19 protein-coding genes are annotated in these 18,143 nt (G+C 40.7%); 17 read left to right on the top strand and 2 right to left on the bottom strand.

Annotation, left to right across the window (positions count from 1 at the left end; all coding sequences use genetic code 11):
* Positions 1-124: 124 nt before the first annotated feature.
* From JMV76_RS13190 to lysM, 6 genes are all read left to right on the top strand, one after another.
* The gene (locus tag JMV76_RS13190; protein ID WP_201503008.1) at positions 125-718 is read left to right on the top strand and encodes a YceD family protein; all 594 of its coding nucleotides are present in this window, start codon (positions 125-127) and stop codon (positions 716-718) included.
* 337 nt (positions 719-1,055) lie between these two features.
* The gene (gene rpmF, locus JMV76_RS13185; protein WP_011512869.1) at positions 1,056-1,238 is read left to right on the top strand and encodes a 50S ribosomal protein L32; all 183 of its coding nucleotides are present in this window, start codon (positions 1,056-1,058) and stop codon (positions 1,236-1,238) included.
* Between the two features lie 437 nt (positions 1,239-1,675).
* The gene (fabD, locus tag JMV76_RS13180; protein WP_201503007.1) at positions 1,676-2,644 is read left to right on the top strand and encodes an ACP S-malonyltransferase; all 969 of its coding nucleotides are present in this window, start codon (positions 1,676-1,678) and stop codon (positions 2,642-2,644) included.
* Entirely contained in the window at positions 2,641-3,369 is a 729-nt protein-coding gene (fabG, locus tag JMV76_RS13175) for a 3-oxoacyl-ACP reductase FabG (RefSeq protein WP_045454442.1), read from the top strand. The genes fabD and fabG overlap by 4 nt, the downstream gene beginning before the upstream one ends.
* A gap of 282 nt (positions 3,370-3,651) precedes the next feature.
* Positions 3,652-3,888, top strand: coding sequence for an acyl carrier protein (gene acpP / locus JMV76_RS13170; RefSeq protein WP_025652201.1), 237 nt, complete (start codon positions 3,652-3,654; stop codon positions 3,886-3,888).
* Positions 3,889-4,190: 302 nt separating this feature from the next.
* Positions 4,191-4,700, top strand: coding sequence for a peptidoglycan-binding protein LysM (lysM, locus tag JMV76_RS13165; protein WP_055125278.1), 510 nt, complete (start codon positions 4,191-4,193; stop codon positions 4,698-4,700).
* Between the two features lie 105 nt (positions 4,701-4,805).
* Here lysM and queG read toward each other — a convergent pair whose 3' ends face one another.
* Positions 4,806-6,038 carry a tRNA epoxyqueuosine(34) reductase QueG gene (gene queG / locus JMV76_RS13160; protein WP_201503006.1) on the bottom strand — a complete coding sequence of 411 codons (1,233 nt, stop codon included), beginning with the start codon at positions 6,036-6,038 and terminating at the stop codon, positions 4,806-4,808.
* Between the two features lie 192 nt (positions 6,039-6,230).
* Here queG and JMV76_RS13155 point away from each other — a divergent pair, with 192 nt between their 5' ends.
* Positions 6,231-7,970 (top strand): NAD(P)H-hydrate dehydratase, encoded by a 1,740-nt coding sequence (locus tag JMV76_RS13155; protein ID WP_201503005.1) that lies wholly within the window; start codon positions 6,231-6,233, stop codon positions 7,968-7,970.
* A gap of 8 nt (positions 7,971-7,978) precedes the next feature.
* Here the strand turns inward: JMV76_RS13155 and JMV76_RS13150 are convergent, their stop codons facing one another.
* Complete coding sequence (locus JMV76_RS13150; RefSeq protein WP_201503004.1) at positions 7,979-8,413, bottom strand: DUF4124 domain-containing protein; 435 nt, start codon at positions 8,411-8,413, stop codon at positions 7,979-7,981.
* A gap of 63 nt (positions 8,414-8,476) precedes the next feature.
* Here JMV76_RS13150 and JMV76_RS14930 point away from each other — a divergent pair, with 63 nt between their 5' ends.
* From JMV76_RS14930 to JMV76_RS13105, 10 genes are all read left to right on the top strand, one after another.
* Positions 8,477-8,827, top strand: a complete 351-nt coding sequence (locus tag JMV76_RS14930; RefSeq protein ID WP_201502539.1) for an IS630 transposase-related protein — start codon at positions 8,477-8,479, stop codon at positions 8,825-8,827.
* Complete coding sequence (locus JMV76_RS13145; RefSeq protein ID WP_227690107.1) at positions 8,754-9,314, top strand: IS630 family transposase; 561 nt, start codon at positions 8,754-8,756, stop codon at positions 9,312-9,314. Before JMV76_RS14930 ends, JMV76_RS13145 begins: the two co-directional genes overlap by 74 nt.
* A 1,048-nt stretch (positions 9,315-10,362) precedes the next feature.
* A complete protein-coding gene (locus JMV76_RS13140; protein WP_201503032.1) occupies positions 10,363-12,075 on the top strand; it encodes an acetolactate synthase 3 large subunit in 1,713 nt (570 codons plus the stop codon).
* A complete protein-coding gene (gene ilvN / locus JMV76_RS13135; protein ID WP_045454430.1) occupies positions 12,075-12,572 on the top strand; it encodes an acetolactate synthase small subunit in 498 nt (165 codons plus the stop codon). Before JMV76_RS13140 ends, ilvN begins: the two co-directional genes overlap by 1 nt.
* A 147-nt stretch (positions 12,573-12,719) precedes the next feature.
* Positions 12,720-13,736 (top strand): ketol-acid reductoisomerase, encoded by a 1,017-nt coding sequence (gene ilvC / locus JMV76_RS13130; protein WP_045446660.1) that lies wholly within the window; start codon positions 12,720-12,722, stop codon positions 13,734-13,736.
* A 270-nt stretch (positions 13,737-14,006) separates the two neighbouring features.
* Complete coding sequence (locus JMV76_RS13125) at positions 14,007-14,432, top strand: hypothetical protein (RefSeq protein WP_045454429.1); 426 nt, start codon at positions 14,007-14,009, stop codon at positions 14,430-14,432.
* Between the two features lie 380 nt (positions 14,433-14,812).
* Entirely contained in the window at positions 14,813-15,025 is a 213-nt protein-coding gene (locus JMV76_RS13120) for a cold-shock protein (protein WP_010196799.1), read from the top strand.
* A gap of 253 nt (positions 15,026-15,278) precedes the next feature.
* Positions 15,279-15,842, top strand: coding sequence for a DUF421 domain-containing protein (locus tag JMV76_RS13115; protein WP_045446667.1), 564 nt, complete (start codon positions 15,279-15,281; stop codon positions 15,840-15,842).
* A gap of 466 nt (positions 15,843-16,308) precedes the next feature.
* Positions 16,309-17,058 (top strand): electron transfer flavoprotein subunit beta/FixA family protein, encoded by a 750-nt coding sequence (locus tag JMV76_RS13110; RefSeq protein WP_045446670.1) that lies wholly within the window; start codon positions 16,309-16,311, stop codon positions 17,056-17,058.
* A 151-nt stretch (positions 17,059-17,209) separates the two neighbouring features.
* Positions 17,210-18,142, top strand: a complete 933-nt coding sequence (locus tag JMV76_RS13105; RefSeq protein WP_201503003.1) for an electron transfer flavoprotein subunit alpha/FixB family protein — start codon at positions 17,210-17,212, stop codon at positions 18,140-18,142.
* The last annotated feature ends 1 nt before the right edge of the window (position 18,143 follow it).

Genomic DNA, 18,143 nt, shown 5'->3' with positions numbered 1-18,143 from the left:
AAATAAAGAGATGAAAATAGAGCTCATATCAAATAAATTTAACATACTAGCGCTAGCGTCGCTCAATGCTTTCCGTTAGTATGGCAGACAATATTATACACCGTTTTGATGAATGAGGTCGCGCATGTCAAGCACTCCAGAAAGTAAACCGTCAGCAGGTTATGCTGATAATAAAAAAGTGCCTTTATCTACTAGTATGCCTGAATCTATTTCTTTGGATAAATGGGCAGATACTGGTTATGAATGGACAGGAGAGGTAGAGCCAAGCGCTTTCAAACGTCTTGCTGCTACCTTAGCCACCGAACATGAACAAGCAAACATCTCGCTTAATGCCAATCTGTATCGCCGCAATAATGTTTTACATTTGGCATTCACACTGACGGGTGAAGTTTGGTTAACCTGTCAACGTTGCCTACAGCCAGTGGCTATCGATTTGTCTGATGATTATAATATTGCGCTACTAGAAGATGAGAGCCAAGCACGTTCAATCAATGATGAACAAGACTATTTATTACTTGGTGAAATTATTACTGAGCCTGCACCAGAGCTTTTATTGCCATTCAAAAAATTGGTAGAAGATGAGATATTACTGAAGACGCCAATGTCGCCAAAACATGACGACTGTGAAATGACGGTAGAGCAATTTGGTGAGATTCCAGAAGAGGAAGAAAGCGAAAATCCTTTTGCTGCTTTAGCCTCGCTAAAAGGCAAGTTGTAATCTTATTAAGAGACAAGTCATATATCAATGTACTACTTAATAAATTTATGATACCTTTCATCAGCTTTCTACCAAAGAGTGAGAAGCAGGGCTTTATTAATCCGCTAAACATGCGTATAATGTCCCGTTTATTGCATTCTAGCAATCTGCTACTGGCGGATAGATGCTGATCTTGCAGACTAACTATAGATTTTAGACGTAATCAACACTTTAATACGTGGCAATCTATTTAACTAATGATGCGTAAGACTTAGGTTGTTGTGATTATATAGCCTCTGTCAGTGTCGATTAAAGCTGAATTTCAAGCTTATCCCCTTTTAAGTATAGGAGCTATATCATGGCCGTTCAAAAAAGTCGTAAAAGTCGTTCTCGTCGTGACATGCGCCGTTCACATCATCGTATGGAAATCGCTGAGATAAGCGTAGATGCTACCACTGGTGAAAAACATCGTCGTCATCACATGACTAAAGATGGTTTTTACCGTGGTCGCCAGTTGTTTAAAGTTAGTCAAGACGCTTAAATTGTTGGCTATTCAATAGCTGATTGTAAAAATAATGATAGTACTGGTGACTGTCATTATTTTTGCAACGCTGTTATTAGGTAATATGTTTTGAGCTGAAGAAAGCCAAGTTATTTCGCTATCATATATTATGTGGCTAGATAACTTGGCTTTTTGCTATTGGCTTTTATGGTAGGTATTTGAACAACCTTTTACCATGTGCCTTTAGAAAATATGAAAATGAACCGATATACTCTACCATTTTAATTTGAGTGGTATCTTTTACTATACGTGTTTCAGTAGCATCCGCTATGATAATAGTGTGCGTCAGTGTATAGTTTATCGATAATCCGTTTTTTTAGACAAATACTAAAGCAACGGCTTTATATCGCCTCTAATAGTATAATAAACCCCAATTGTTTTTAGGGATATTTCCAATTAAATAAGGAATATTGGTTATGGCCTCTGTACCCGATATGGTAAAAAAGCCGCCGACACGTATTGCGGTAATTTTTCCTGGTCAAGGATCGCAAGTAGTCGGGATGACTAGTGAGCTTGCTGAAATCTATCCAGAGATTCTCGATACCTTTACTGAAGCTAGCGCCGCGCTTGGTGAAGACTTATGGGCAATCTGTCAAAATGAAGAAAAACTCAACCAAACACATTATACTCAGCCAGCATTACTGACGGCGAGCATTGCCATTTGGCGTATCTTAAAACAAAAAATAAATACAGCGCCTTGTTATTTAGCGGGTCATTCTCTAGGTGAGTACAGTGCGCTTTGTGCGGCTGAAGTCATATCGCTTGCTGATGCGGTTAAATTGGTACATAAGCGCGGTCAGTTGATGCAAGAAGCCGTTGTAGGTGTCGATACTGCCATGGCAGCAGTGTTAGGGCTTGAGGACAATCGAGTAGAAAACTTGTGTGAGCAAGCGACTGAACATGTCGAAGGTGCCATTGTAGGTGCAGCCAACTTTAATAGTCCAGGACAAGTGGTGATATCGGGTAATGCTGCTGGTGTGAATGCCGTTATTGATAAAGTGCAAAACACTGGCAAAAAATCTATCCCGCTAAAGGTCAGCGTACCATCACATTGCGCGCTTATGGAGCCAGCCAGTAGTGCATTGGCTGAGATTCTGGCAGAAATAAAATTTGATCAAGCAACGATTCCTGTTATCCAAAATCGACATGCGCGTGTTGAGAGCAGTGCGGTAGGTATCAAGCAGGCATTAACAGAGCAATTAAGCCAACCAGTATTATGGTCAAAAACCATGCAAGAGCTGGCTGACAAGCAAATTAATATTTTAATCGAATGCGGCAGTGGTAATGTATTGAGCAACTTGGCGAAGCGCCAAGCACAGCCAATTACGAGCTATCCTACTGACAAGCCCGCTCGTCTTGATAAATTAATGGAGGTGTTATCATGAGTCGTACGATTACTCTAGTGACAGGTGCTAGCCGTGGTATTGGTAAAGCCGTTGCCAAACGTTTCGCCAAAGAAGGACATTTTGTTATTGGTACAGCCACTACGGAAAAAGGTGCTGAGCTGATTGATGGTTATCTCCACGATAGTGGCGGTATTGGACGTGTTTTAGACGTGCGTGATACCGCACAAATTGATAAGCTGTTTGAAGAGATTGAGAGCGTCTACGGCGCAGTACAAGTCTTGGTCAATAATGCAGGTATCACCCAAGATGGTCTGCTGATGCGTATGAAAGATGACGACTGGGAAAATGTTATCGATACCAATTTGACGTCGGTATACCGCATGAGTAAACGTGCTGTGCGCGGTATGATGAAAGCACGCCGTGGTCGCATCATCAATATAACCTCTGTCGTTGCGCAAATGGGTAATGCAGGTCAGTCTAACTATGCGGCGACCAAAGCAGGCGTCGAAGGGTTCAGCCGTACGCTCGCGCGTGAAATTGGCTCACGACAAGTGACGATTAATTGTGTAGCCCCTGGTTTGATCGAAACGGATATGACGGACGAGCTTGATGAGCGCCTATTGAACTCTATGCTAGACGCTGTACCTATCAGCCGCCTTGGACAGCCAGAAGACATTGCAGCCGCCGTACATTTCTTAGCCAGTGATGAGGCCAGTTATATCACAGGCGCTGTTATTCCTGTCAATGGTGGTATGTATATGTAGGTGATAAATAAGTGTTACACAGTTATAATAAAAAACTCTGTGCACGAGTGTAAACTATAATAAAGGGTGTTATAATGACGGATACTTTTATGTCAAAGCCCTGTATTATAGCAGGGCTTTACTAGACATCTGTCAAAACGTATAACCAGCTATAAAACAAGTTACAAAGTACTCAGATAGCTGTGCTAATCTGAAGATATGATTTTATATACAATGCTGTAGAGCCTAATGATAGGCCTATGGTGACTTGCCAAAATAATAGATCAAAAAGGAGAAATCTACATGAGTAATGATACCGAGCTAAGAGTTAAAGCTGCAGTAGCTGAGCAATTGGGTATGAATGTTGAAGATATCAACAATGATGCATCATTTATGGAAGACTTAGGTGCAGATTCGTTAGACCTAGTCGAATTGGTTATGTCATTTGAAAGTGACTTTGGCATTACCATTCCTGATGAAGATTCAGCAGAATTAACGACTGTTCAAAAAGCGATTGATTATGTACAAGCGCAGCTATAATTAGCTAGTGGCTTAGCGAGTTATTTTAGCCGCCTATCTGTAGAGATAGGCGGTTTTTTTATGTTCTTAATTTGCCATGGCAACAGGTAGTTATGTGACTAATCAATACGTTAACATAAGCTACGCCAAATCAACATTACTCAACATACTATTACTATCTACATCACCTATCTTTGTCTATACTCATAATGGCAAGTAGTAACAAAGTGTAGTTATATATAAAGTGTGGTTATATATGAAAGTATATGCCATTAAAAGAATAATGATGAATAATAAATAACAATATTTAAAGGAGTATGTAAATGGGTATGTTCAGTTTTGCAAAAGATATCGGTGATAAAATTTTCAATCGTGATGACGCCAAACACGATGCCAAGTCAGAAACAAAAGCAGACGCTAATACGCCAGTACAGAGTAGCGAACCTTCTGCGCAATCAGTTGCCAATATTTTACTTCGTCGTATTCAACAGCAGAATCTTAATATTAGCGATTTGAAAATCAAGTATAACGGCTCAACAGATACTGCAGAAATCAGCGGTAAAGCTAAAACACAAGCAGACCGTGAAAAAGCAATTATCGCCATTGGTAATGTACAAAACGTGGCCAAGGTAATCGATAATATTGATATTGAAGAAGATGCGCCTGAGTCAACGATGTATACAGTGAAATCTGGTGATAGCTTGTCTAAGATCGCAAAAGAGGTTTATGGTTCAGCAGATGATTATATGAAAATCTTTGAAGCCAATAAGCCGATGCTATCTAGTCCTGATAAGATTTATCCTGGTCAAGTACTACGCATTCCTAAGCCATAATATGCTTTTGAACTGTCAGCGATATGTGTGAATAAAATAAAGAATGCCTCTTACTATAATAAATAAGAGGCATTTTTTTGGCGTATAGAAATTTAAACTTAAGATTTAAAGGTTTTTTAACTTCTCGTACTGTTCAGCTATGGCCCAATTGATATGTACATCAAGCATTTCGTTATGTACGCCCAACTTTGATTGTAACTGAGTAATGGTCTCTTCATTACCATTAGCATTTCCAAGACCAATCGCGATATTACGCAAAAAGTTCACATAGCCTGTTCGTCTAAGCGGGCTGCCTTCAGTTTTTTTCATAAATTCAGCTTCTTGCCATTGCCACAGCTCCAGCAGACTGCTGCTATCAAGGTTATGCCGTGGTGCGAAGTCCTCTACAGGTGTAAGATTGGCGTAGCGATTCCAAGGACAGATAAGTTGACAATCGTCACAGCCAAAGATGCGATTACCAATCGCGCGGCGGTATTTTATATCAATAATACCGTCGTGCTCGATAGTGAGGTAGGAGATACAAGCTGCAGCATTGAGCTCATAGGGCGCGACAATCGCTTGAGTGGGACAGATGTCGATACAAGCGCTACAACTGCCGCAATGCTCTTTGACGGGTTTGTCATCAGGTAACTCTAGGCTAATAAATAGCTCACCCAATACAAAAAATGAACCCGCTTGCTTGTTGATTAATAAGGTATGCTTTCCTGTCCAGCCAAGACCAGCAGCATCGGCAATGGGTCGCTCGAAAATAGGAGCAGAGTCGCTAAAAGGCCTAAAAATAAAATCTTGCTCTGAACCTATATTGAGGTGTTGCCACTCAGGAAGCAGGGCTTCTATCTTTAGTGCCAATTGCTTCAAACGACTGCGCATCGTTTTATGATAGTCGCGTCCTCTGGCATAACGAGCAATGATACCTTGATTGGGGTAGTCATTGTCAGTAATCGTACGTGGGGTTGGTGCTTGAGTCAGGTAATCCATACGGACACTGATGATGGTTTTTGCCCCTTCTACCAGTTGGTCAGGATTTGCCCGCAGTTCATGGTTGTTATGCATAAACTGCAGTTGCCCCTCATAACCTTTTTCGAGCCATTGTTGCAATTGTACAATCTGCTTAGCAAATAAAGGATGATGCACCGATAAAAAACCGCAGTCGGCAAACCCTAAAGCCTGTGCTTGGTCTTTAATCCATTGTTTGACATCTGCTGTGGTGGTAAATGTTGGGCTATTATTTACCTTAATCTTTTTTTCGGACGCAGGCTTAGGTTCAGCAGAGATTTGCTTAGCTGATTTCTGCTGGGTTGAAGAGATAGGCAAGTTTACTTTAGGAAGATTATTCATGTGTGACAGTAGGCGATAGAGTGAATACCGATATAATAAGCCAGTGAGCTAAGAGCGCAAGTATAAAAGCAAATAATTTCACATTCATATTGATACATACGTTGATGTAAGCGTTTGCTAAGCTGATGCTAAATGATAGTAATAATATGCCAATAAAATAAAAAATCAGCAAAAAATACTCAAGGATTAGTTATGAAAAATCAGATCAATTTATCACCTATAAAAAGTACAAAACCTATCCCGTTATATAGCAGTGAACAACTCTATGCGATGGAGCAAGCATGGTTTGTAGAGGGGCATGATAGTTTTGGGTTGATGAAACAAGCAGCCTGGCAAATGGCGCAACACATAGAACAATTATATGAACAAAAGCAATTAAACATATATCTATCAGCCACTACTTATGTGCCTTGTCATCATATGTGTCAGCATCGAGTGAGCATTTGGGTTGGAAAGGGTAATAATGGTGGCGACGGTTGGCTCATTGCTCATTATTTACAGGGAATGGGTTGGCAGGTACAAGTGGTAACAGTTGGTTTTGAGAGTGATGATTTTGATACCAATGACACAACAGCATTTTCCGACGCAAAAAAAGCTCTAAAAGAGGCGCTATTGGCCAATTGCCCTTATCGACGCTTTGAAAATAGTGCTTGTGATCTAGAAGAAGGAATAGATGGTAATCTGCAAGCCGATGTTTATATTGATGCGCTGTTTGGTGTTGGACTGGATCGTGCGCCTACAGGTATTTACAAAACAGCCATTAGCACCTTTAATAAGTTATCTGAACAAAATAATACCTTGGCCATTGCGGTTGATATTCCAAGTGGTTTGGTGGCTTCGACTGGCGAGGTGTTTGAGCATGTGGCTATACAGGCTGATATAACGCTATGTTTAATTGCACGGAAATTCGGTTTGCATACCAAAGATGGTATGGATCATAGCGGCAAGGTAATTGATATACCGCTGATACCTTATCCAATAAATGACAAAAGTTTCATGCCAGTAGCAACACTGATTACTACTGCATATGGTCTAAGTCCTCGCCGTCAAAATAGCTACAAAGGTAGCTATGGTCATGTACTGATTATTGGCGGTAATCGTATCGATGGCTCACAAGGTATGGGCGGCGCTGCGATATTGTCTGCTTCGAGCTCGATGGCGGCAGGAGCGGGTAAAATTACAGTTGCTTGCCATGAGGCTTTTCATAGCGCCCTATTAACTTCGCTACCAGATGCAATGACGATTAATTTGCATGATATGGACGGAGTGCAGGAGTTAATCAAGTCAGCCACTGTGATTGCGATTGGTATGGGGCTTGGTCGTGATGAAAAAGCAAAAGTGTTATTTATAAAGTATCTACAAACTGCGATGACAGCTAAAAAGGCAATAGTGATTGATGCTGATGGACTTTATCATTTAGCATCATTGCAATTAGAGCATCATGAATTGGTCAGCCAGCTGCGAGAATATAGTGTTAATTATCAAGTTTGTTTGACCCCGCACAGTGGCGAAACTGCTAGATTACTGAATAAGAGAATCAGTGAAGTGGAAAGCAATAGACTGCAAGCGATAAAACAGTGCGCTACAACTTATGGTGGTGAATGGGTGCTAAAAGGCGCAGGTTCTTTGATATTAGAGCAGGGCTTAGACGAGCACCACGTTTATGTTTGTGCTGCCGGTAATGCGGGTATGGCGACGGCCGGCATGGGTGATGTGTTATCCGGTGTCATTGCTGGTCTGCTAGCACAACAAGATTTATCGTCAGGAATGCAAAGCTTGCATCAAGCGGTTGTTATACATGGATTAGCAGGGAATACGCTGGTCAATCAAAGTAATAATACGTTGTTGGTTGGACAACGAGGACTACAAGCTCAGGATATGCCAGCAGCCATTCGTCATGTGATGCAGCTATTGATTAACGTCTATAATTAGCATTAAGCCTAGGTAGTTGAGTTGCCACAATACTGATCAATTGCCTGCTGTACGCGTTCACGTTTGAGCTCAATTTCACGACCGTCTAAATATTGACGCTTGCCATTTGCATCCATCTCATAAATACGTCCGCCGACATTCAAGTTGGTCAAATTATTGCGGAGTGACTGGCAACGCTGTGCATTGGCTTGTGCTTCTTGTTCTTTAATCCGTGCTTCAAGCGCTGCAACTCTTTGCTCTTCTACGCTTTGAGTATTAGTACTTTGATTGGCATCTGTTTTGCCAGCCAATTGTCCTGCATTGCTTTGTCTGCCGTCACTACGAAATTCAATCAGCTCAATATTTTTACCATTTTGCGGCGCATGTTGGCTGTATTTGACTTCACCATGTGCACCGACAGATTTATAAACTTGAATAGCATGACTGGCATTCATCGACAGCATTATAGTTAATCTTAGATAAAACCGATACAATGTTTATAATCAATTCATTTAGTGAAATAAACGATGACCTATTCAATCGACTTTCGCAAACAAGTACTGCGTAGCATTAAAGACGGCATGACCATTCGAGAAGCTGCTGCTTTTTACGAGCTTAGCACAAGCTCTATTCACAGCTGGCAGCAGAGCTTAGTTCCTAAAACGACTAGAAATAAAGCACCGACTAAAATATCAAATGAAGCATTACTGAAAGATGTTAAGCAGTATCCAGACGATTATATGTACGAGCGAGCACAGCGTTTAGGTTGCAGTAAGTCAGGCATTGAGTCGGCCTTAAAGCGTCTTGGCATCAGTCAAAAAAAAGACCTTAGAACATCCAAAAGCATGTCCGATCAAAAGAGCGGCGTATCAAAGTAAGCTTGATCATTTTATGAAGCAAGGCTATCCCATTATTTATATGGATGAAAGCGGCTTTGAAGCTGAAACTATTCGCCCTTACGGCTATACACCAATAGGAAAACCTTGCATTGATCGCTACAACTGGCAAGCAAAAAAGCGTACCAACGTCATCGGTGCTTTATATGAAAAGATGCTGTTTGCGCTTGATTACTTTGATAAAAATATTAATGGCGATATATTCTACGACTGGTGTAAATACACCCTAATCCCAAGTCTTAGAACCAAATGTGTAATTGTTATGGATAACGCCAGCTTTCACAAACGAGTTCAAAGACTGCTGAATAGGTACGGTCACAGGCTTCTATTCTTACCACCCTACAGTCCTGATCTAAATCCTATCGAAAAGAAATGGGCGCAAGCAAAGTTTCTACGCCAAGGTTGGATGGAGAATAATCTACCTAAACTATTTTATGATATGGGTTGTTCCAGTTTTATTGTGGATTGACTATAGCACATACGCAGTACTCATAAGCAGTTTGGTAGCAGTATTTATTTTAGACGCATATGCCATAGTAGCAATCCTCTCAAGGGGTAAAAAACAGATGTGTATATATGTGTCAATATAACATTTAAGTGTTGGAATGGTACTAAAAATGTACCAGCTTTCGATTCTAACAAATAATCCTTATGAATGTATATTATTTAATAACTAATAGTTAGGGATGGGCTTTAGAAGTTTTTCTTGACAATAGCTCACAAACCATCGAATATAATAGCAGTTGATTGGTCAGTGAGCGGCTTTTATGATATTGCCGTGGCACTTGAAAATGAGGACGATAGGTTACTTATCAGTGGCTTACGCAGTTTTCGTTTCTTTGTGACAATGATATTGCAAAGATAGTAATCATAACGATTGTTATCGATGACTTTATGTATTGTCTCCGGACTTATCTGTCTACAATGACTAAGATAAACTTATTATTTGAAATGCGCTAAGCGTGACTCTAGCGGTTGTATTAAACATGGAAAAATATTCAGCAATTCAATCTTTTTAATAAGCCTGTCGTAAAGTCTAACCATTTTACAAATTAGTATTGGCTGTGAGAGTGATTTAAATTGTGAATATCAATGCCTCTGTATAAATCAATCTGTTGTAAATGCTATCTGCTATTTATCAATAATAAGCTTCTTTTATAGATGCACGCGCATCTTGTCACTGTACATCGATAGACTCCTGCCATAAAACTGACCCTACATATATTGCTGTGTTTGAGTAGCCTGCTGTCTTATAAAACAGCGTTACTTAGAGATAGTGGGCACACATTCTTGATATGGATAAGGATTTGCAGCCATTTCTATAAGATGAACCATCTTGTGTAAATAGCGTGGTTCTCTCTTATAAATGAACGCCAATTCTTGACAAAAAAAAGGTGATGACAGTGACGCAAACCACGCAAAGTCCGAATATGACGGGACATACCCAAACGGGGAATGCCGCCAAAAATTTTGAAGAAAAGCAACAACGCCTCGCTGAGGGTAGTGATCAACCTATAATGCTATCTGGTGCTGAGATGTTGGTGCAATCACTGACTGATGAGGGCGTCAAATATATTTTTGGCTATCCAGGTGGTGCGGTTCTTCATATCTATGATGCTTTGTTTCAACAAGAAAATATCGAGCATATTTTAGTACGTCATGAGCAAGCAGCCGGTCACATGGCAGATGCTTATTCGCGAGTCACAGGGCAGACAGGGGTGGTCTTAGCGACGTCAGGTCCAGGTGCTACTAATACCGTAACGGCTATCGCAACAGCGTTTATGGATTCTGTGCCGATGGTGGTTATCGCAGGTCAGGTACCTAGCAGCCTAATTGGGGAAGATGCCTTCCAAGAAACAGATATGGTCGGTGTATCACGTCCTATCGTGAAGCATAGCTTTCAAGTGCGCCACGCTAGCGAAATCCCAATGATTGTCAAAAAAGCCTTTTATATTGCCCAGTCTGGACGCCCAGGTCCTGTAGTGATTGATGTACCAAAAGATATGACCGCGCCAAGTGAAAAGTTTGCTTATGCTTATCCAGAAGAAGTGTTTATACGTTCGTATCAGCCGTCATTAAAAGGCCATAGTGGTCAGATTAAAAAAGCGGTTGAAACACTGCTTGCTGCAAAGCGTCCGATTATTTACTCTGGTGGCGGTGTTGTTTTAGGCAATGCGCATAAAGAGCTTACTAATCTTGCGCATCGTTTAAATTTACCAGTAACCAATACCTTAATGGGCTTGGGTGCGTTCCCTGGTTCTGATAGTCAGTTCTTGGGTATGCTCGGTATGCATGGCACTTATGAAGCCAATATGACCATGCATCATGCCGACGTCATCTTGGCAGTTGGCGCACGTTTTGATGACCGTGTCACTAATAATGTCAAAAAATTCTGTCCGAATGCGACGATTATTCATATTGATATTGATCCTACCTCTATTTCAAAAACGATTAATGCGCATATTCCGATCGTGGGTGATGTCAAATCTGTCCTGACCGATATACTAGAGATTATCGGTGAAGATAAAGAGTTAGATCAACCAGCATTGTTGGATTGGTGGTCACAGATTAATGAGTGGCGTAAGCGTCATGGCCTGCGTTATGACACCAGCACCGATAACGGCATTAAGCCCCAAGCGGTCGTTCAAGCTTTAGATAAAGTGACGAATAGTAACGCTATTATCACCAGTGACGTCGGTCAGCATCAGATGTTTGCAGCGCTTTATTATACCTATAATGAGCCGCGCCAATGGCTAAACTCAGGTGGTTTAGGGACGATGGGTGTTGGCTTGCCGTATGCGATGGCAGCCAAACTTGCTAACCCTGAGCGTGATGTGGTTTGTATCACGGGTGAAGGCTCTATTCAGATGAATATTCAAGAGCTCTCAACCTGCTTACAATATAATTTGCCAGTTAAAATCTTAAATCTAAATAACGCCCAATTAGGCATGGTGAAGCAGTGGCAAGATATGCTGTATGAAGGTCGTCATGCCCATTCTTATATGAATTCACTACCAGACTTTGTCAAACTCGCTGAAAGCTATGGTCACGTCGGTATCAAGATTACTGATCCTGCGACCATGGAAGCACAGTTGGCGGAAGCCATGGCAATAACAGATAGATTGGTATTTATTGACGTTTATGTCGATCGTAACGAGCATGTATATCCGATGCAAATCGCTGGGCAAGCAATGCGTGATATGTGGTTAACAAAAGGGGAGCGTACCTAATGCAACAACAACATCTGATTTCGGTATTGATGGAAAACGAAGCGGGTTCGTTGTCGCGAGTGGTCGGTTTGTTCTCTCAACGTGGCTACAACATTGAAACTTTGAACGTTGCGCCAACAGACGATTCGAGTATTTCTCGCTTAACATTGACCACTATTACGTCACCTGAAAAAATAGAACAAATCACCAAGCAATTGCATAAATTGATTGAAGTGGTTAAAGTGCTTAATCTATCAGATACCGTACACGTCGAACGTGAGTTGATGCTCATAAAAGTACGGGCAACGGGCGGCGTACGTGAAGAGATTAAACGCAGTGCCGATATTTTCCGCGCACAAATCGTTGATGTGAACGCTAATCTATATACCATTCAAATCGTCGGTGACAAAGCCAAACTTGACGGCTTTATTGATGTGATTGGTCGTGAACGTATTATGGAAGTGGTGCGTTCGGGTGTGATTGGTATTGCACGCGGCGAAAAAACGCTCAGTTTATAATGGGTGCTTACTGTACCTATTGTAGGTCAAATTATTTATTCAAACATTAACATCGCGCTTATCTCACCCATCACTTCGATAAGGTGATTATAATTTAAGTGTTTATTTATCCATGGCAAGCCATGATTTAGGAAAAGGACTCTGTTTATGAACGTTTATTATGATAAAGATTGTGATCTATCAATCATCCAAGGCAAAAAAGTTGCCATCATTGGTTATGGTTCACAAGGCCATGCACACGCGCTTAACCTACAAGATTCAGATGTTGATGTGACCGTTGGTCTACGTGCTAACTCTGGCTCATGGAAAAAAGCAGAAAACGCAGGTCTAAAAGTAGCTGAAGTAGAAGAAGCGGTAAAAGCCGCTGATGTCATCATGATTTTGACGCCTGATGAGTTTCAAAAAGAGCTATATAATGATGTAATCGAACCAAACATCAAAGAAGGTGCAACCCTAGCGTTTGCTCATGGTTTTGCGATTCATTATAACCAAGTCGTACCACGTGGTGATCTTGATGTCATTATGGTTGCACCAAAAGCACCAGGTCATACGGTACGTTCAGAGTTTGCAAAAGGCGGCGGTATCCCTGATCTTATCGCTATCTACCAAGATGCCTCAGGTCAAGCCAAACAATTGGCATTGTCATATGCTGCTGGCGTTGGTGGTGGTCGTTCAGGTATTATCGAAACAACCTTTAAAGATGAAACTGAGACTGATCTATTTGGTGAGCAAGCGGTACTTTGCGGCGGTGCAGTAGAGCTGGTTAAAATGGGCTTTGAAACCCTAACTGAAGCTGGCTATGCCCCAGAAATGGCTTACTTTGAGTGCTTACATGAGTTAAAGCTTATTGTAGACCTCATGTATGAAGGCGGTATCGCTGACATGAACTATTCAATCAGTAACAACGCTGAATATGGCGAATACGTAACTGGTCCTGAAGTCATCAATGAGCAATCACGTGAAGCTATGCGTAATGCCCTAAAACGCATTCAGTCTGGTGAGTACGCGAAGATGTTTATCTCTGAAGGCGCAACCAACTATCCATCAATGACGGCTCGTCGTCGTAACAATGCAGAGCATCAAATCGAAATCACTGGCGCTAAGCTACGTGGCATGATGCCTTGGATCGGTGGTAATAAAATCATCGATAAAGAAAAAAACTAATTCAGTATTAAGTTATTAATAGATTAATCGCTGATATAGACCTAAGAGCCCATGCTATTACTTAATAGTGTGGGCTTTTTTAGTTTGAACTACTTTAGTGAAATTTTAACCACAATCGCTTTGGTGTTGGTTGAAAACCACCAATCGATGCCTCATATATTTAGCCTTCATTGATTTTTTTGAATATTCTTAGTGCAACCAATTGCTGGTTAATTATCAAGACGATTGAGTTGCGCGTTCTTATTTTTTATAGATTATAGGTTGTGTGTTGTGCAAATATCTTATCCAGACTGGCTAACGCCGCAATTCGTATATATTACTCTTAGCGCTGTGGTAGCTGTTTTAATATGGATAGAAGGGGAGATGCTCAAAAAAACCGATGGCAAATTGCCTAAGTCTAAGTTTTTTCAAATCAGCTCACTCTTGGATACTTTGTGGTTCTTTATTTCCGTTGTCATATTATATGTGATTGATTTGACGCCACTAGCCATTACAGTACCTGCTGCTTATGGCATCTATACTACCTTTGGATGGATATACGGGACGCGTTTACTAAAACGTAAAGGTATTCCTGATTCTCCTAAAGACTTGGTGATACCTGCTAAATACATCGCCTATAGTCAGTCATTTTCGCTGATATTTTTTGCGCTTTGTTTGTTAGTATTAAGTTCACCGTGGCTACCGATATCTCAATGAAGCATATGCTGACTTATCACCTATTTATTATTTGAGATAATGCTGTCACCAACTTAAATGACATCTTTACGTTAGAATGATAGATAGTAAATGATATAAAATATCTTTCTTATCAATGTATTAGATAGTATTTAATTGGCTTTCGTGACTTTTCAAAACGGATTATCGTTATTTACAAAAATCATCAATTTAACCTGTTGCGATTATAAAAAGCTGCTATAATCAGCCTGTACTCAAAAGATTTTAGGTCGTAATTTCAAGTTATCTAACGATATTTTGATCATATTGACTGTTGCATTTAGCAGAAAATAGTTTGGGTATATATCAATTAATCGGTGATGACACACGTCTCGCCAACAGTTAAAGAGTTAGGAAAATTTATGTCAGATAAAGTTGAAGGCACTGTAAAGTGGTTTAATGAAGCTAAAGGTTTTGGTTTTATCGCTCAAGACAATGGCGGACAAGACGTATTCGCTCACTACAGCGCTATCCAAGGTGGTGGTTTCAAAACTCTAGCCGAAGGCCAAAAAGTGTCTTTCATCTTAGGTGATGGCAAAAAAGGCCCACAAGCCGAGCAAATCGAAGCTATCTAATCTCATTTGACATCTGGTAAGCTGATTAGTCAGTAAGCTTGATGACAGTAAGATTATCAATATGCATTGATGCCTTTGTTTGTTAAAACAATAAAAATACTGTTTCAACTCTAAAAAAAAGCAACCTCTTATCAGGTTGCTTTTTTTATGCCATTTTTCTCGCTATAAACGTAAAATCATCAAAAGCATACTGGTACTAGCTGTCAGTCATCAGCACTGACACAAAAAAGATATAACAAAATAAGGTTGTTTTATGAAGTGGGAGGCATGGTTTTCAATCGATTGGCAGCAAGTGCTGGGTATTTCTCTATCTGCAATCGGTTTTTATTTAGGGTTAATGTTGTTTACAAGATTGATGGGGTTGCGAAGTTTCTCCAAGCTCTCAAGCCATGATTTTGCGATGACTGTCGGTATTGGCAGTATACTCGCTTCAACGGTGCTATCAGACACACCGTCATTAATGCAAGGGCTGTTTGCTGTCGCAGTATTGTTTGTGATTCAAGGGGTTATCTCATTTATTAGGCGTAAATTCAAACCCTTAAAATCTCTGATAGACAATCGAGCCATTATATTAATGGCGCATGGCGAGTATTTTAGTGGAAATTTAAAAGAGGCCAATCTCAGTACCAGTGATGTTCAACAGGTTTTGCGCAAGAATGGGATCAAGTCTAAAACGGAAGTATTTGCTGTCATTATGGAAACCACAGGGGATATGAGTGTCATCAAAAATAATGCGGTTACGCCTGACTGGTCATTATTCGATGATATACGCGACAGTGAGTTGCTGATTGGTTCCAGTAAAAACAGCAAATCGTAGATTTTGAGTTTTTGATTGATGTTGTCGATTGATGTTCTCGATTGATGCCAACGAGATAGATCACAACAATCCATTAAGTAACTATCGTGTTGACAGTGCTGAAAACAGGTGAAATATTGAGAATGTAGGTTAAAGAAGACTGTAAAATTGTGCACTTATAAACTATTTATTATAAAATGGTGACAAATTTATGACGCATTATTCACGGCGTTGTCTTGACCTTATGCCTGTGGTCACGCAAGATACAGGGGTCTGATAATAACGGTTGGCTTAGCTTTAGCAGATTTTATCAATGAGTAGTGTGATACTAATACCATTTTCGGTATTGTTTCTTCTCGCTTAATTAACTACTATCTGTTGACGCAGTAATAACCCTAAGTAGTATTTTGAACGACAGTTTAAAAAAATGAACCTTTGGTTCTTAACTGACAATTTTTAATTCATAACATTAATAAACGAGGAACGTATGAAAGCATTAGTAGCGGTCAAGCGTGTCATTGATTACAACGTAAAAGTTCGTGTAAAAGCTGACAACTCTGGCGTTGATTTATCAAACACTAAGATGTCAATCAACCCTTTTGATGAGATTGCAGTAGAAGAAGCGGTTCGTCTAAAAGAAGCGGGTGTGATTGATGAAATCATTGTTGCTTCAATCGGTCCAAAAGAATCACAAGAGCAAATTCGTGCAGCGTTAGCATTGGGCGCTGATCGTGGTGTTTTAGTGTTGACTGATGACAAGCCGTATCCATTACAAATTGCTAAGATCCTCAAAAATATCGCCGAGAGTGAAGGCACTGATATTATCTTATTGGGTAAGCAAGCCATTGATGATGATAACAACCAGACTGGTCAGATGCTAGCGGCATTGATGGGTATCGGTCAGGGTACGTTTGCATCAGAAGTGAAGGTTGAAGGCGATAAAGTAAACGTGACTCGTGAAATCGACGGTGGTTTACAGACGCTAGCACTTGAGCTACCAGCGGTTATTACCACTGATTTACGTTTGAATGAGCCTCGTTATGCTAAATTGCCTAACATCATGAAAGCGAAGAAAAAGCCACTTGACGAAAAAACGCCTGCTGATTTTGGTGTTGATATGGCCTCTAAGCAAGAGATCATTAAAGTTGTGCCACCTGCTGAACGTAAAGCTGGCATCAAAGTAGGTTCAGTGGATGAGTTGGTCGATAAGCTAAGAAACGAAGCAAAAGTCATTTAATGTTTCAATGATTGGATACTTCGCTACGGCATATCCTGTACAAGGCTATAGATTTAACTGATTTATTTTATATAAAATAATAGTTGCTCAAACAGCTTTGTACAAAAACAACCGCATGAATAGATGATACGAACAAAAAAGGATTAAAACCATGGCAATTTTGGTATATGCAGAACATGACAATGCCAGTCTAAAAAAGGCAACTTTGAATACCATCGCTGCTGCTAAGCAAATGGGTGATGATATCCATGTGTTGGTTGCAGGTAGTGGTGCTCAAGCTGTCGCTGACCAAGCAGCTAAAGCAGAAGGCGTGACTAAAGTATTATTAGCAGACAACGCTGCTTATGAGCATCAATTGGCGGGTAACGTCGCGCTATTGGTTGCTGATATCGCTGGTGATTACAGCCATATCCTTGCACCTGCTACCACCACTGGTAAAAACTTTATGCCACGCGTTGCTGCTTTACTTGACGTAAGCATGCTATCAGAAATATCTGCCGTCATAGATGCGCAAACGTTTGAGCGTCCTATCTATGCTGGTAACGCCACAGCAACTGTTAAGACCACAGAAGATAAAGTTGTCATGACAGTACGTACCACAGCTTTTGACCCAGTAGCAAGCGAAGGTGGATCAGCTACTGTTGAGACAATCGACAACGTGCAAGAAACTGGCAAAGCAAGCTTCGTTAATGAAGAGATGGCGAAATCTGACCGTCCTGAATTGACTTCAGCAGGCATTGTAGTTTCTGGTGGTCGTGCCTTAGCAAATGGTGAAAACTTCACCAAATATATCGAACCATTGGCTGATAAACTTGGCGCTGCCGTTGGTGCATCACGTGCCGCTGTTGATGCAGGGTATGTACCAAACGATATGCAGGTCGGTCAAACGGGTAAAATCGTTGCACCAGACTTATATATCGCAGCGGGCATTTCAGGCGCGATTCAGCATTTAGCGGGTATGAAAGATTCTAAAGTTATTGTTGCTATCAACAATGACCCAGAAGCACCTATCGCTAGCGTTGCTGATTACTTCTTAGAAGCGGATTTATTTACAGCATTGCCTGAGCTTACTAGCAAAGTTTAAG

Origin of the sequence: Psychrobacter cibarius, assembly GCF_904845955.1 — a bacterium.
GTDB lineage: Bacteria > Pseudomonadota > Gammaproteobacteria > Pseudomonadales > Moraxellaceae > Psychrobacter > Psychrobacter cibarius_B.
Note: the sequence above shows the minus strand (reverse complement) of the source record. Positions and strands in the feature narration are given on the sequence as shown.